The organism is Paenibacillus sp. JT22N15, assembly GCF_059383755.1.
In genome coordinates this window covers 52157-65738 of record NZ_JBXENV010000025.1, presented here as the reverse complement: position 1 = coordinate 65738, position 13582 = coordinate 52157, and the positions used below count along the sequence as shown (strand labels likewise).

At 47.8% G+C, this 13582-nt stretch carries 20 protein-coding genes and 1 pseudogene; 2 read left to right on the top strand and 19 right to left on the bottom strand.

Annotation, left to right across the window (positions count from 1 at the left end; all coding sequences use genetic code 11):
• Positions 1–194: 194 nt before the first annotated feature.
• Entirely contained in the window at positions 195–416 is a 222-nt protein-coding gene (locus AC50X8_RS31285) for a hypothetical protein (RefSeq protein WP_046234262.1), read from the bottom strand.
• A 162-nt stretch (positions 417–578) separates the two neighbouring features.
• A complete protein-coding gene (locus AC50X8_RS31280) occupies positions 579–1205 on the bottom strand; it encodes a stage II sporulation protein M (protein ID WP_056035841.1) in 627 nt (208 codons plus the stop codon).
• A 108-nt stretch (positions 1206–1313) separates the two neighbouring features.
• On the opposite strand from AC50X8_RS31280, the gene pdaB reads away from it, so the two are divergent.
• Positions 1314–2129 carry a polysaccharide deacetylase family sporulation protein PdaB gene (gene pdaB / locus AC50X8_RS31275; RefSeq protein WP_056035838.1) on the top strand — a complete coding sequence of 272 codons (816 nt, stop codon included), beginning with the start codon at positions 1314–1316 and terminating at the stop codon, positions 2127–2129.
• 29 nt (positions 2130–2158) lie between these two features.
• On the opposite strand, the gene AC50X8_RS31270 is transcribed toward pdaB, so the two are convergent.
• Positions 2159–2788, bottom strand: a complete 630-nt coding sequence (locus tag AC50X8_RS31270) for a KinB-signaling pathway activation protein (RefSeq protein WP_430165566.1) — start codon at positions 2786–2788, stop codon at positions 2159–2161.
• A 154-nt stretch (positions 2789–2942) separates the two neighbouring features.
• Here AC50X8_RS31270 and gerD point away from each other — a divergent pair, with 154 nt between their 5' ends.
• Positions 2943–3641, top strand: coding sequence for a spore germination lipoprotein GerD (gerD, locus tag AC50X8_RS31265; protein WP_056035833.1), 699 nt, complete (start codon positions 2943–2945; stop codon positions 3639–3641).
• A 242-nt stretch (positions 3642–3883) separates the two neighbouring features.
• Here gerD and AC50X8_RS31260 read toward each other — a convergent pair whose 3' ends face one another.
• The 16 genes and pseudogenes from AC50X8_RS31260 to AC50X8_RS31185 form a co-directional block, all read right to left on the bottom strand.
• Positions 3884–4993, bottom strand: coding sequence for an Mrp/NBP35 family ATP-binding protein (locus AC50X8_RS31260; protein WP_494883448.1), 1110 nt, complete (start codon positions 4991–4993; stop codon positions 3884–3886).
• Positions 4994–5099: 106 nt separating this feature from the next.
• Positions 5100–5936 (bottom strand): N-acetylmuramoyl-L-alanine amidase CwlD, encoded by an 837-nt coding sequence (gene cwlD / locus AC50X8_RS31255; protein WP_494883446.1) that lies wholly within the window; start codon positions 5934–5936, stop codon positions 5100–5102.
• A gap of 56 nt (positions 5937–5992) precedes the next feature.
• Positions 5993–6121: pseudogene (gene sat, locus AC50X8_RS31250) on the bottom strand (sulfate adenylyltransferase); the annotation flags it as partial.
• Between the two features lies 1 nt (position 6122).
• Positions 6123–6818, bottom strand: coding sequence for a phosphoadenylyl-sulfate reductase (locus tag AC50X8_RS31245; RefSeq protein ID WP_056035820.1), 696 nt, complete (start codon positions 6816–6818; stop codon positions 6123–6125).
• A gap of 379 nt (positions 6819–7197) precedes the next feature.
• On the bottom strand, positions 7198–7590 hold the full coding sequence (rpsI, locus tag AC50X8_RS31240) for a 30S ribosomal protein S9 (RefSeq protein ID WP_046234255.1): 393 nt from the start codon (positions 7588–7590) through the stop codon (positions 7198–7200).
• 20 nt (positions 7591–7610) lie between these two features.
• The gene (rplM, locus tag AC50X8_RS31235; protein ID WP_046234254.1) at positions 7611–8048 is read right to left on the bottom strand and encodes a 50S ribosomal protein L13; all 438 of its coding nucleotides are present in this window, start codon (positions 8046–8048) and stop codon (positions 7611–7613) included.
• A gap of 184 nt (positions 8049–8232) precedes the next feature.
• Entirely contained in the window at positions 8233–8991 is a 759-nt protein-coding gene (truA, locus tag AC50X8_RS31230; RefSeq protein ID WP_494865553.1) for a tRNA pseudouridine(38-40) synthase TruA, read from the bottom strand.
• A gap of 199 nt (positions 8992–9190) precedes the next feature.
• Positions 9191–9556, bottom strand: coding sequence for a 50S ribosomal protein L17 (rplQ, locus tag AC50X8_RS31225; RefSeq protein ID WP_046234252.1), 366 nt, complete (start codon positions 9554–9556; stop codon positions 9191–9193).
• Positions 9557–9598: 42 nt separating this feature from the next.
• Positions 9599–10543 carry a DNA-directed RNA polymerase subunit alpha gene (locus AC50X8_RS31220; protein WP_046234251.1) on the bottom strand — a complete coding sequence of 315 codons (945 nt, stop codon included), beginning with the start codon at positions 10541–10543 and terminating at the stop codon, positions 9599–9601.
• Between the two features lie 126 nt (positions 10544–10669).
• Positions 10670–11065 (bottom strand): 30S ribosomal protein S11, encoded by a 396-nt coding sequence (gene rpsK / locus AC50X8_RS31215; protein WP_046234250.1) that lies wholly within the window; start codon positions 11063–11065, stop codon positions 10670–10672.
• 19 nt (positions 11066–11084) lie between these two features.
• A complete protein-coding gene (gene rpsM, locus AC50X8_RS31210) occupies positions 11085–11453 on the bottom strand; it encodes a 30S ribosomal protein S13 (protein WP_046234249.1) in 369 nt (122 codons plus the stop codon).
• A gap of 18 nt (positions 11454–11471) precedes the next feature.
• The gene (rpmJ, locus tag AC50X8_RS31205; protein ID WP_003333770.1) at positions 11472–11585 is read right to left on the bottom strand and encodes a 50S ribosomal protein L36; all 114 of its coding nucleotides are present in this window, start codon (positions 11583–11585) and stop codon (positions 11472–11474) included.
• Between the two features lie 44 nt (positions 11586–11629).
• Positions 11630–11845, bottom strand: coding sequence for a translation initiation factor IF-1 (gene infA / locus AC50X8_RS31200; RefSeq protein WP_046234248.1), 216 nt, complete (start codon positions 11843–11845; stop codon positions 11630–11632).
• A 3-nt stretch (positions 11846–11848) separates the two neighbouring features.
• Positions 11849–12130: a KOW domain-containing RNA-binding protein gene (locus AC50X8_RS31195; RefSeq protein ID WP_056035813.1), complete on the bottom strand. Its 282-nt coding sequence runs from the start codon at positions 12128–12130 to the stop codon at positions 11849–11851.
• Positions 12131–12137: 7 nt separating this feature from the next.
• The gene (gene map, locus AC50X8_RS31190) at positions 12138–12899 is read right to left on the bottom strand and encodes a type I methionyl aminopeptidase (protein WP_056035809.1); all 762 of its coding nucleotides are present in this window, start codon (positions 12897–12899) and stop codon (positions 12138–12140) included.
• A complete protein-coding gene (locus AC50X8_RS31185) occupies positions 12899–13549 on the bottom strand; it encodes an adenylate kinase (RefSeq protein WP_494883443.1) in 651 nt (216 codons plus the stop codon). The genes map and AC50X8_RS31185 overlap by 1 nt, the downstream gene beginning before the upstream one ends.
• Positions 13550–13582 lie beyond the last annotated feature (33 nt).

The following is a 13582-nucleotide window of genomic DNA, read 5'->3' as shown; positions in this document are numbered from 1 at the left end:
TAATGTGGCAGTTTCACTCGTTGTTCAGTTTTCAAAGAACAATTTCTCTTGCTTGCGTTTCGTTCGTGTCTGCCGTATGTCTCAGCGGCGACTCATATAATATATCACGGGCGCCTATACGATTGCAAGTGTTTTTTTCAATTTATTTTCGATTATTTTTCAGGCCCAAATTCAGGCCTGTTAGAGGCCTTAAATTACTTATATGTACGGACGTTTAAAGCGTAGCGGGAAAGCTCTTTTGGGGATGCCAAACGGGCATACATGCGGAAAATCGTTTTGTAACGGCGGGTAATCGACTGCTTGATTTCTCCATCCAGACGGGAGTCATTGAGATCAAGCAGCATTTCATCGAGTTCCTTGCGCAGGACGTAGTCGAGTTCTTTGCATTCTTTATCGTTGAATAGAATTCCTAGCATAGTGGTTTGCGCCCTCCTCAAGTGGTGACGATCGTTCGCCTGTATAGCGAATAGGCTCGTCCTTGCTCTGCCTCATGCAGCTTGATGAAACAATAAAGCGGCGTCTACGCTTCGCACGTAATAACGCCGCTTTATTGTTATGCACAAATAATAGGAATTTTATTACATCTTCAGAAGCCAAGGTGTAATGATACTTTCAATTAAAGAAGCCACTAGCAGAGAAATCGTAAGCACAACGGCGACTGGAATCGTTTTTTTCATGAAAAATAAAATTTCGAATCCGCTCTTTTCCACTTGGCCATTCGGGCTTACGGTGGATTTCATTAGTTTTAAAACGAGGACGCCGAACCGCATCCCATATGCACCAGCAATAATGATGGCCGGAATTTCAATAATGCCGTGCGGCAGCAAGCCTTTAAAAATCATTTCCATTACAGTGCCCGCCCCGTGCAGCTCAGCTGTTCGGTTAAGCAAATAACCAATAATCATCCCATTAAAGACGAGGAAAAATAACGGTACCAATCCAAGGAATGCTCCGAGATACATAATGAAGATAGATTTAATGGCATTGTTGAAAAAAATGAACAAAATATAGCTCATCGTCGGATTAGCCGATTGATCAAGCTGCTGAGCCAGTTGAGCAATGGCCTCCAGCTGTTGATCCAGCATATCGCTAATCGTCGTATTACTTCCCCCTACAACCATTCCGGCAAAAAATAGAACAAATCCAAATGCAATATAGCCGCTCATCGAGCGAAAGTGATCGAGAATTTCCCGAGGCTTAAACAAGTATTGTCCTCCTCTGCCCATCTTCAATTGAACAAGCATGAATAACTTGGCGCTATGAGCATAGATTGTACTAGAACAAGCTTCCATTAGAGAGGAGAGCCCGTCCAAATGAACTTTTTTTATGTGATGAACGGTCGTAAAATCAAGCACTACAGTCTAATTGTACTAGCCCTCGTATTTTCGGTAGGCGTCATTTACGCGGAGCGAGACAATATTACGGTGTTTTCACCACAGCAGCCCGCTGCCATCTACAGTGTACCGACAGAAAAGAAAGTCGTGGCCCTTACGTTTGATATTAGCTGGGGTGAAAAACGCGCGGAGCCGATTTTGAAAGTGCTTAAAGACAAAGGCATTACGCAAGCTACCTTTTTTCTATCGTCGCCTTGGATTCAATCGCATTCCGATATCGTGAAGAAAATAACCGACGCCGGTTATGAAATTGGAAGCCACGGTCACAAGCATGATTATTACAGCAAGCTGAGCGACGACGAAATCCGCACGCAAATTTCTACCGCTCATTCGATTATTTCCGATACGACCGGCAAACAGCCTAATTTGATTCGGATGCCGAATGGCGATTTTGACAAACGGGTACTGCGCATTGCGAGTGAAATGAACTATAAGGTTATTCAATGGGATACCGACTCGCTGGACTGGATGAACATCGGGACGGATAAAATCATTAGCCGAGTCGTGAGCCGCGCTCATCCTGGCGATATTATATTGATGCATGCCAGCGATTCTGTGAAGCAAACTCATGAAGCACTGCCCGTTATTATCGACCAGCTGCGCTCCAAGGGCTATGACTTCGTAACGGTAACGGAGCTGATTACTCAGACGGAAACCGAGGGCAAAGCCGTACAAGACAAATCCACTATGTCCTCCACCGGTACAAGCCAATTGAACGCACTCGTCAAACATTAAGCCGTGAAAGGTTGAAAATCGCACTTACATTAAGCGACCGGCTTTGCAGATGATGCAGATTCGGTCGCTTCGCTTTTCAATATCCGCGGCAGCATCAATATTTGGTACGCATTACATACGAATAGCGGCACAATCATAAAGATGATGGCTGCGGTGTTGGTTTCCCCTTTTAGAGCAGGATAAGCTTCAATGAAAGTAACGGTAAACATAAGAAACGCGGTCGGCACAAAAGCTACCGCCTTCGTCTGCTTCACCTTTACATAAGAAACCGCCAGAGAGAACACCATAAGGAGAAGCGGCAGAAGCCAGAAGAACCAGTTATTCGTCCGCTGCTCAAACAATAAATAGCCTAAGGCAAATGCCGCAAATACGGTGGAATAGCCTTGCAGCGTGTTCCAGAGATAGCTTTTGCGAAATACGCTAAGCGCGATATAATTTAAAGTCAAATAAGCGAAAAAGCCCATCTGGCTGAATGCTCCAAACATAAGGCCAACAAGCGCCATCATTGCAAAATTAAATCCCGAGGCATCCAGCCCCATAAAGCCGAATTCCGGATCCGTCCACTGCATCGTTATTCCGCATATCGCCGTAGCCAAGCCGCCTACTGCCATACAGCTCCAAAAGAGAAAAAACCATTTTCTGATATTCACGTTTGACATCCCCCTAAATTTTTCAAGCACACCCTGTCCAACATCCTTTATTTTACCACGTTCACATTAAAAAGCTAACCTTTCCCCATGATAATCAATGGAACTTTGACACATACTACTCCCATCAATACAGGAATGCTGCCACGAAGGGAGAACACGAATCATGCGCATTCGTATGACGGTAATTATGCTTCTCATTGCAACGTCTTTTGTCTTGGCCAGTTGTGGATCAGAATCATCGGGAAGCAGCCAACAAGTCACGTACAAAGACATGAAATCGATGGTCATTGATATACTCAAAACGGAGGATGCTCAAAAAGCGCTCCAGGAATCGGCCCAGCAAATGTCGGGCTATAACGGGAACACGTCCAAGCTTTTGTCCGTTCAGGATCAGGAGCAGGTCCGTCTGGCGGTAAAAGATGTGCTTGTCGCCCCTGAATATGACAAGGTGATCAAGACGCTAATGACCGACGTGCGTTTCGCTGGGGAATTTGCCAAAGCCGTCAATAAGCAGAACAAGGAAATTCACCAGCAGCTGCTTAAAGATCCGTCGTATCAGGAGCAGTTAATTAAGGTGATGAAAAATCCGGAGATGGACAAGATGATTTTGGAGGTACTGCAAAGCACGCAGTATAAAAAACAAGTCATGTCGATTATGCAGGAGTCGATGCAAAATCCGCTTTTCCGGCTTGAAGTGCTCGATCTGATGAAGAAAGCTGTACAGGAAGAGCTGAAACCGAAGCCTAACGAAAAGGTGGAGAAGCAAGGCTCTGGTGGGGATAGTGGGGATCAACAAGATTCCGGTGAAGACAGTGGCCAGGATTCAGGCTCAGGAGATGGACAGCAGGATAATACGATGTAGTTTGTGATCAAGGTGAATGGTGAAACGGCTGTCGCCGTCCTTTTGGCGGCACGGCGTGTTTCATTACGAGAAATAGAAACAGTACGGCTAACCTATACTTTCTTATATTTGGACAAAAAAAAGCCCCCGCTGTGAATGTAGGTAAGCCAGTTGCTTGGCTGATCCTCATTCGTTGGCATGGGGCTTTTTATTTTAACTATTCAGTAGAAAAAGTGAGAGCTATTCAGTCGTAGAAGAGCGTGCTATTCGCATTTTTGAAGCACTTTGTCTGCAAGCTCCAAATAAAGCAGTCCTGTCTCGCTCTCTGCCTTGTATACGGATGGCGAGAAGTCCGGCTCTGATGGATGATTATCCGGCGCACCAAGCGGAATTTGGGACAGCAGCTCGGCATGAAGCGACTCGGCTAGCCTTCCGCCGCCGCCTCGGCCAAAAATGTATTCCGGCTCGCCGCATTTGCTGCATTTGTAATACGCCATGTTTTCAACGATACCGATGATTTCGTGCTCGGTTTTGATGGCCATGGCCCCTGCGCGGGCAGCAACGAATGCCGCTGTAGCGTGAGGCGTCGTGACGATAATTTCTTTGCTTTGCGGAATGATCTGATGGACGTCCAGCGCCACATCGCCTGTTCCCGGGGGCAAGTCGAGCAGCAAGTAATCAAGCTCGCCCCATTCGATTTCGTCAAAAAAGTTGCGCAGCATCTTGCCCAGCATCGGGCCGCGCCATACGATCGGGCTGTTGTCCTCGACAAAAAAGCCCATCGACATCACCTTCACCCCAAACTTCTCAATCGGGATGACCCGCTCGTTCACGACCTGCGGGCGCTCTTCAATGCCCATCATATCGGGCACGCTGAAGCCGTAAATGTCGGCGTCAATAATGCCGACACGCTTGCCCCTGCGAGCGAGAGCGACCGCGAGGTTCACGGTCACTGTGGATTTGCCGACGCCGCCCTTGCCGCTGGCGACGGCAATGAACTGCACCCCGCTGCGGGCATCCAGCAGCGGGCTCGCCAGCCCGGCCCCGTGGCCTTGCACGGGGCCGGCGGCGCCTGCGCCTGCGGCAGCGGAGGCTTCGCCGCCGCCGCTTGGCGCCCCGCGCTGCGCGGAAGCATCCGCCGCAGCTGCAGGCTCTAGCGCACGAAACCGGCAGTGCACGGTTTCGGCGCCCAGCCGCGCTAACGCTTCGCGTAGCGCGGCTTCCAGCGAGGGCTTCGCCTCCTCGCTGGCAACCAGCACCGTCAGTGAAACTTGACGGTCCTTCACCATCACATCGCGGACGGCTACCTCGCCCGCCGTATATAGCGCCGTTACTGCTTCAACGGCTTCAAAAGCTTGCTCACGTGTTAACATTAGGATACGTCCCACCTTTATGTATGCAATTACTGCTTATTAATAATGATTATAGCATAGTTAAGCAGCAACATTCATGGCTGTAACATGTCGGAACGATTTCGACTTATGGCTTATCCTCTGCGGAAAGCGTCATTTTCTCTCCAGCAGCATATCGCAGCATCCCTTGATAAATGGAAGCAGCGACCTTGCGCTGGTAATCCGAATCGGCGAGCCTGGTTGCTTCCCCTGGATTAGACAGAAAGCCAACTTCAATTAAAGCGGTAGGCACATCTGTAATCGCTTTGAGCAAATAGACGGTATTTTCCGTTGCGGCGACACGGCTCGTATTTTCCAAATTGCGTTTGATCTCGTTTTGAATAGCAGCAGCAAGCAACTTGCTGTCCTGATGATTAGCCGGATTGTAAAAGGTTTGCGCCCCCGACCACTTTGCCGACGGAATACTGTTCATATGAATGCTGACAACCAAGTTAGGCTGACTTTCCTTTATGACATTTACACGCTTATGCAAATCCTCTGTTTTCCGCCTGCTATAGGCTTTCGTATCTGGAGCTGCCAGATCATAATCCCCTTCGCGGGTCATCACGACAATGGCCCCCGCCTGCTGCAAATAATCGCGCAAATAAAGCGCAATCGCCATATTCAAATCTTTCTCAACGACTCCCTGCTTGCTGACTGCCCCGCCGTCTACTCCACCATGCCCAGCATCAAGCGCGATCGTCTTACCGGACAAAGGCGTTGCCCAAGTTTTCCATGTCCGCGCCGTCCGTTCATCTCCGTAAGTAAGCAGCGTCCATACGAGTGCAATAGCCAGCACAGCAGCAGTCAACCGCAGCGCTCCCTTTAGCGTTATCCAAACGACCAAGCGTCGTCCCCATCGGCGCAAAAAAACCACCCCGTCCTCCATCAAATAATAATCAGCTCCAGCTTGGCCGGCGCTCATTATCATCTTATGGGACGAGATGGTTATTTATGAGTGTGTCTCAGCACATTCACAGTGTCACGCAGCAGCGCGCGTACTTTTGTGCCCGAAAACGTCAAATGCTCGAATTTGTCATGCGGACATGTTTTGGTCGTCGCCATGTTGCCGCATTTTTGACAGAAGAAGCTGTGTTCGAAATAAAGCGGTTTATTTATGCAAGCCGCACTCTGTTTTTTCTTGTCCTGCCCAGCGTCCAGCACGCGGATCTTCACCCGGCTTAACTTGACGTGTGCAATGTTCGCAACCAATGCTCGGATAGTTTTGATCATGAAGCGGGTTGTAGATGACATCATTTTCACGGATATAGTTCCATACATCTTCAGTTGTCCAATGTGCAATCGGGTTAAACTTCACCAATCCAAATTTTGTATCATACTCGATTTTTTTCGCGTTAGCCCGTGTTGGCGCCTGATCACGACGGATACCTGTAATCCATGCTTCGTATTGGGACAAAATCCGCGTAAGCGGCTCTACCTTCCGAATATCGCAGCATTGGTTAGCATCGGTTTTCCATAGCTCTTCGCCATATTGGGCAGCTTGCTGCTCCGGCGTAATTTTCGGCTTTACTTCTACGAACGGAATTCCTGGGTAACGCTCGATCATGCGATCGCGAGTTTCATACGTTTCTTTAAAGTGGAAATCAGTGTCCAAGTAGAAAATGTCCGTTGTTGGGCTAACCTTCTGCAGCATATCAACGAGCACAACATCCTCTGCACCGAAGCTGCAAGCAAAAGTAAGATTAGGGAATGTCGCTACAGCAAAAGCAATAATTTCCTCTGGCGTTGCATTTTCCAGCTCAACCGCCTGCTTGGCAATAAGGGCTTCCTTCTCAAAAAGATTCATCGTTTTACTCCTCCGCATCAATACCAAGTATATTGATCTGTATTTAAGTCTAATTATACGTCGACCACTCACAATCTTCAATATCTAGTTTACTCCAAAATGAATTAAAGTTTGTTTATTATGCAAAAAAACGGGCTCCAAGCACACTTTCTCCGCTTGTCCCGTGTACATTTCCTGTATTTTCTTAAGCCTGCCTGCCAGCAAATATCCGGGTTGGTTTTTTCAGTGCTTTTTATGGACTATTTTTTATAAAAATGACTCCAAGGATTCGGTTCCTAACCGTTCCATTTATTTCAGCTTCTCGGCACCCTCCGTCACAAGCTTCAATAAACAACAAAAAAACCCCCGGCCAGAAGGCCAGGGGCTGTTGAACAACATATTAACGTTTCGAGAATTGTGGCGCGCGACGAGCCGCTTTAAGACCGTATTTTTTACGCTCTTTCATACGTGGGTCACGAGTCAGGAATCCAGCGCGTTTCAGAGCTGGACGGTATTCAGCGTCTACTTTCAGTAGAGCGCGGGAGATACCATGACGGATAGCACCAGCTTGGCCGGACATACCGCCGCCGTTAGCAATAACCAATACATCATATTGCGTAAGCGTTTCTGTCAGGTTAAGCGGTTGTTTAACGATAAGTTTCAATGTTTCCAAACCGAAGTATTCGTTGATATCACGTTTGTTAATGATGATTCGTCCTTCACCTGGCACGAGACGTACACGTGCAACAGAGTGTTTACGACGACCCGTTCCATAGTATTGCACTTGAGCCATGAAACTGTCCTCCCCTTTAATTACCCGCGAAGTTCGTAAACTTCAGGATTTTGTGCTTGGTGCGGATGTACCGAACCAGCGTATGCTTTAAGTCTAAGCTTCATTTTGTTACCTTGACGTGTTTTTGGCAACATGCCGTGAACAGCCAATTCGATAACGCGATCAGGCTTTTTGTCGATCATAACGTTAGCTGGTGTAACTTTCAAACCACCAGAGTACATCGAGTGACGGTAGTACATTTTGTCTGTCAGTTTTTTACCTGTCAGAACGATTTTTTCAGCGTTGATTACGATAACGAAATCGCCTGTGTCAACGTGAGGTGTAAATTGCGGCTTGTGTTTGCCACGGATCAAGCTAGCTGCTTCGCTTGCCAGACGACCGAGGGTTTTACCTTCCGCATCAATGATGTACCATTTACGTTCAACTTCATTTGGCTTAGCCATATAGGTGGTACGCATGGAGATCCTCCTTCATTCGCTTACGTTTAAAATTTAATTTTATCAAAGAACGTTTCCGTTCGATTTATAACAGTTATTGCTGCCAAGTTTGTGACGATCTCAGTCGGGGCTGTGGGATAGCCACTAAGAAAGCACAAGTTATATATTACTATAAAAAGTGGCCTAAAGCAAGCAGTTTGTACGATTAACTTCTTAGTTCATCGGGATATTCAACTTCGACCAACGTAAGGCCATGAGGCATTGCAGTTGGGCCAGCCAAAGACCTGCTTTTGCCCTCTAATATGCGCTTCATATCTTCCGGCTGCAGCTTGCCTTGCCCTACCCACAGCAGTGTTCCCATAATAACCCGCACCATATTGTACAAAAAACCGTTGCCGGTCACGTACATATGAAGCTTGCTGCCCTGCTGTTCAAAATACGCCTCATAAATCGTTCTTATATGATGCGGCTTCGTCGAATGAATAGATGTAAAAGAAGTAAAATCATGCTCGCCTATTATATAGGGCAGTGCCTTCGCCATAGCCTCTGCGTCTAAGCGCATCGGATAATGAAAGCAATACTCGCGGGTGAATACATCCGGGAACTTGCCACGATCTATCGAATAACGATACGTCTTTCGTTTGGCCGAGCGCCGGGAATGAAAATGCTCCGGCACCTCGCGCGCCTCCAAAATAACGATATCCTTCGGCAGCCTCGTATTCAGCGCAATTGCCCATCGCTCCGACGGTATGACGGATTCCGTATGAAAATTGAATACCTGGCCCATAGCATGAACGCCTGCATCAGTCCTGCCCGAGCCAATGATATGAATCTCCTCACCCGTGAGCGCCTTTAACGCTTTCTCAATCTCCTGCTGCACCGTTCTAAGATGCGGCTCCAGCTGAGATTGGAAGCCATTAAACTGCGCCCCATCATAGCTGACCTTCACTGCAATATTTCGCATGTGGAATTCCTCCCAGACCCTCGAGAGGGCTTCTACCCTAACCTTTAAAGGCTTCTATCCCAAACTCTCAACAGAGAGTTTACCCAAACCTTCAAAAGCTCTCCAGCTTCTAGCTCCCTTATGCCTTTGCTGCATCTCCTGCTCTCACAAAAGCCAGCAAATAAAAAAAGGTGGCCTCGAGGGTCCACCCTTTCTCATGTTACGCGCGGTCTACCAGTTCCAAATATACCATTGGCGCAGCGTCGCCACGGCGAGGTCCTAGTTTCAAAATCCGCGTGTATCCGCCCGGACGCTCCGAGTAACGGGGGCCCAGCTCCGAGAACAATTTTTGGATTGCATCTTGCTCTCCATCGATTGTTTCACGACGCACGTAAGCTGCTACTTGACGACGCGCGTGCAAGTCGCCTTGCTTCGCTTTCGTGATCAGCTTTTCAGCGATCGAACGAACCTCTTTCGCTTTTGCTTCCGTTGTTTGAATACGCTCATAAAGGAAAAGGTCAGTAACGAGGTCACGGAACAATGCTTTCCGCGCGCTAGCGTTACGGCCTAGTTTTTGATATGCCATCTTGATTTTCCCTCCCTTGCCTGTAGTCTAGACTAATTGATGCTACTCTTCCATGCGCAGGCCAAGACCCAGTTCTTCCAGCTTCTCTTGAACTTCCTCAAGCGACTTGCGGCCCAAGTTGCGAACCTTCATCATGTCCTCTTCGGATTTCGTAATCAGCTCTTGAACAGTGTTGATTCCTGCACGCTTCAAGCAGTTGTATGAACGTACGGAAAGATCCAGTTCTTCGATAGTCATCTCCAGAACTTTCTCTTTTTTGTCTTCTTCCTTCTCCACCATAATCTCGGCATCTTTCGCTTCGTCAGTCAAGCCAACGAACAGATCCAAATGCTCAGTCAAGATTTTAGCGCCGAGGCTTACAGCCTCTTCCGGACGAATACTGCCATCAGTCCAAACTTCCAGCGTAAGTTTATCATAGTTAGTCACTTGACCAACACGAGTATTCTCCACACTGTAATTTACACGTGTAATTGGCGTGTAAATCGAATCAACCGGGATAACTCCAATCGGTTGATCTTCCCTTTTGTTACGGTCCGCTTGCACATATCCGCGTCCCCGATTAGCAAAAACACGCATATGGAGCCGCGCGCCGGAGGCCAAGGTGGCGATGTGAAGATCAGGGTTCAAAATCTCGACATCGCTGTCAGCACGAATATCGCCCGCCGTAACGATTCCTTCGCCTTCAGCGTCGATTTCCAAAACCTTCTCTTCATCGGAGTGGATTTTCAACGAGAGGCCCTTCAGGTTCAGAATGATTTCAGTTACGTCTTCCATCACTCCTGGAACTGTAGAGAACTCGTGAAGCACTCCGTCGATCTGAACGGAAGTAACAGCTGCACCTGGCAAAGACGACAACAAAATTCGGCGAAGCGAATTTCCAAGCGTCGTGCCATAGCCACGCTCGAGCGGCTCAACAATGAACCGTCCGTAAGTCCCATCCTCGTTCAAATCCACGGTCTCGATTTTCGGCTTTTCGATCTCAATCACTAATAGTACCCTCCTTCAAACGTCGCTCCGTTACCATACCGTATCTTAAGTCAAATCTCGTAGTATGCCAAACCTTCACAACCATTATTCACAAGTTGCTGTCATTTGATACCACAGTGGATCCAACTATACGCGACGACGTTTTGGTGGACGGCATCCGTTATGAGGCACTGGAGTAACGTCTTTAATCAGGTTAACTTCTAGACCTGCTGCTTGAAGCGAACGAATAGCTGCTTCACGACCAGCGCCTGGACCTTTAACCATAACCTCAACGGTTTTCATGCCATGTTCCATAGCTGCTTTAGCTGCAGTTTCAGCTGCCATTTGAGCTGCGAAAGGTGTGCTTTTACGCGAACCTCTGAAACCCATGTTACCGGAGCTTGCCCAAGAGATTGCATTGCCGTGAGGGTCCGTAATTGTAACAATCGTGTTATTGAATGTCGAGCGAATGTGAGCGACGCCAGACTCAATATTTTTCCGATCACGACGTTTTGTACGAACGACTTTTTTCGGTTTTGCCATTATCCTATTTCACCTCTTCTTATTTCTTTTTGTTAGCTACAGTCCGACGAGGACCTTTACGCGTACGCGCATTTGTTTTCGTGCGTTGTCCACGAACAGGCAATCCACGACGGTGACGAACACCACGGTAACATCCGATTTCAATCAGACGTTTGATGTTAAGCGAAATTTCACGACGCAAGTCGCCTTCCACTTTAACTGTTTTGTCAATTGCTTCACGAATTTTCGCAAGCTCATCTTCCGTCAAATCACGAACACGAGTGTCCGCGTTAACGCCAGTTGTGCTCAAGATTTTTTGTGAAGTCACTTTGCCAATACCGAAAATGTATGTCAGAGCGATTTCGACGCGCTTATCACGCGGCAAGTCTACACCAGCTATACGTGCCATAGGCCGTTATCCCTCCTTCTATCCTTGTTTTTGTTTGTGTTTCGGATTTTCACAAATCACCATAACGTTGCCTTTGCGACGAATGACTTTGCATTTTTCGCAAATCGGCTTAACCGAAGGTCTAACCTTCATTGTGATTACCTCCCGAATCTTTCGCTCGCAAACCGCAATGCGGTCTACTTACGATAGGTGATGCGCCCTTTTGTTAAATCATAAGGCGATAACTGTATAACCACCTTGTCTCCTGTCAGAATACGAATAAAGTGCATTCTGAGCTTACCGGAAACATGTGCGAGAATTTGATGACCGTTCTCCAGCTCCACCTTGAATGTGGCATTCGGCAACGGTTCAATCACCGTACCTTCGACCTCAATGATGTCTTCCTTAGCCAACCGTCATTCTCCTTTCGCATGTGCAAACTTCTGTATAACATAACGTAACTTGGTATTGGTCACCCTGCCTGATTCAAGCAAGCTGTTTACAACTTCGCTGCTTATCACAGGCTGTAACTCGAGATGCAGAACGTTCTTCTTCTTTGGCGAGTCGAAGCGCCGCTTATCGCCATCTACAATCATAACGAAACGTTCGTCAATGACGGATATGACCACCGCATAGCTGTCTTCATCCTTGCCCCGAAGCACTTTGACAATTTGGCCTACCTGCGGGAACTTATCCATCTCTGGCTCAGTCCGCCTGTGGCTTCGAAAGCGTCAAAATTTCAAAACCATTCTCCGTTACGGCAACCGTATGCTCAAAATGGGCACACATTGAGCCGTCTTCCGTTACGACCGTCCAATTGTCTTCAAGCGTGCGGACATATCGTTCACCGATGTTCACCATAGGTTCGATGCAAAGCACCATTCCTGGCTCTAGCTTCGGTCCGCGACCTGGCATACCATAGTTCGGAATTTGCGGCTCCTCATGAAGCTTCGCTCCAATTCCATGACCAACAAATTCGCGTACAACCGAAAAGCCAGCCGCTTCGACAACTTGTTGAACAGCATGGGATATTGTAAATAGCTTCTCATTCGGACGGATGAGATTCACGGCCGCATAAAGCGACTGCTCCGCTACATCCAGCAGCCTTTGTACTTCAGGCGTTACTGCGCCGACCGGGTAGGTCCAGGCAGAGTCGCCATGATAGCCATTGTACTGCGCTCCGATATCGATACTAATAATATCGCCTTCGTTCAACTTCCGAGGTCCTGGAAAACCATGTACCAGCTCGTCATTTACAGAAGCGCAAATGCTGGCGGGAAAACCATTGTAACCTTTAAAAGAAGGCACGGCTCCTTGACTGCGAATGTAGTCTTCAGCTAGTTGATCAAGCTCCATGGTAGTAATACCCGGCTTCACCGACCTCGCCATCAACTGATGGGCATCCGCAACAATTCTGCCTGCTTCTCTCATATAGCGCAGCTCCGATTCGGATTTGCGTATAATCATTACAATGAACCTCGCAAGATGGAAGTAATGTCGGCCGTTACCGCATCAATTTCCTTCTCGCCATCGACTTCGCGAAGAAGACCTTTATCACTGTAATAGTCAAGAAGTGGAGCAGTTTTGGAAATGTACTCATCCAGACGCGTTCCAACCTTCTCCTCCGTATCATCCGAACGCTGATACAATTCGCCGCCGTCTTTATCACAGACGCCTTCTGTCTTCGGCGGATTGAACAGAATGTGATACGTCGTTCCGCATGTTTTGCAAATGCGTCTTCCAGTTAGGCGTGCCAAGAGAAATCCACGATCAACCTTTAAATTAACGACATGGTGAATGCCTCGGTCAAGTTCCTTGAGCATGCCATCAAGCGCTTCGGCTTGTTGCAATGTCCGAGGAAAACCGTCCAGCAAAAACCCTTTATTGCAATCGTCTAGTGCAAGACGTTCTTTTACGATACCGTTCGTAATCTCATCGGGTACAAGCAGTCCTTTATCGACATACTCTTTCGCTTTGAGACCGAGCGCAGTGCCTTCTTTCATAGCAAGGCGGAATGCATCGCCTGTCGAGATGTGTGGTATACCAAACTCGGAAACGATTCGTTCAGCTTGCGTTCCTTTACCGGCTCCCGGAGGGCCCATGAATAAAATGTTCATTCGTGTTCCTCGCTTTAAACACAATAGGCTCAT

Coding starts and splice junctions, on each gene's coding strand:
- rpsM (WP_046234249.1), bottom strand. CDS start 11,453: ATGGCACGTATAGCTGGTGTAGACTTGCCGCGTGATAAGCGCGTCGAA.
- rpsI (WP_046234255.1), bottom strand. CDS start 7,590: ATGGCTCAAGTGCAATACTATGGAACGGGTCGTCGTAAACACTCTGTT.
- truA (WP_494865553.1), bottom strand. CDS start 8,991: ATGCGAAATATTGCAGTGAAGGTCAGCTATGATGGGGCGCAGTTTAAT.
- AC50X8_RS31260 (WP_494883448.1), bottom strand. CDS start 4,993: ATGTTAACACGTGAGCAAGCTTTTGAAGCCGTTGAAGCAGTAACGGCG.
- rpsK (WP_046234250.1), bottom strand. CDS start 11,065: ATGGCAAAACCGAAAAAAGTCGTTCGTACAAAACGTCGTGATCGGAAA.
- AC50X8_RS31270 (WP_430165566.1), bottom strand. CDS start 2,788: ATGTCAAACGTGAATATCAGAAAATGGTTTTTTCTCTTTTGGAGCTGT.
- cwlD (WP_494883446.1), bottom strand. CDS start 5,936: ATGAGCGCCGGCCAAGCTGGAGCTGATTATTATTTGATGGAGGACGGG.
- AC50X8_RS31245 (WP_056035820.1), bottom strand. CDS start 6,818: ATGAATCTTTTTGAGAAGGAAGCCCTTATTGCCAAGCAGGCGGTTGAG.
- rplM (WP_046234254.1), bottom strand. CDS start 8,048: ATGCGTACCACCTATATGGCTAAGCCAAATGAAGTTGAACGTAAATGG.
- AC50X8_RS31185 (WP_494883443.1), bottom strand. CDS start 13,549: ATGAACATTTTATTCATGGGCCCTCCGGGAGCCGGTAAAGGAACGCAA.
- gerD (WP_056035833.1), top strand. CDS start 2,943: ATGCGCATTCGTATGACGGTAATTATGCTTCTCATTGCAACGTCTTTT.
- AC50X8_RS31285 (WP_046234262.1), bottom strand. CDS start 416: ATGCTAGGAATTCTATTCAACGATAAAGAATGCAAAGAACTCGACTAC.
- AC50X8_RS31195 (WP_056035813.1), bottom strand. CDS start 12,130: ATGGATAAGTTCCCGCAGGTAGGCCAAATTGTCAAAGTGCTTCGGGGC.
- rpmJ (WP_003333770.1), bottom strand. CDS start 11,585: ATGAAGGTTAGACCTTCGGTTAAGCCGATTTGCGAAAAATGCAAAGTC.
- pdaB (WP_056035838.1), top strand. CDS start 1,314: ATGAACTTTTTTTATGTGATGAACGGTCGTAAAATCAAGCACTACAGT.
- map (WP_056035809.1), bottom strand. CDS start 12,899: ATGATTATACGCAAATCCGAATCGGAGCTGCGCTATATGAGAGAAGCA.
- rplQ (WP_046234252.1), bottom strand. CDS start 9,556: ATGGCATATCAAAAACTAGGCCGTAACGCTAGCGCGCGGAAAGCATTG.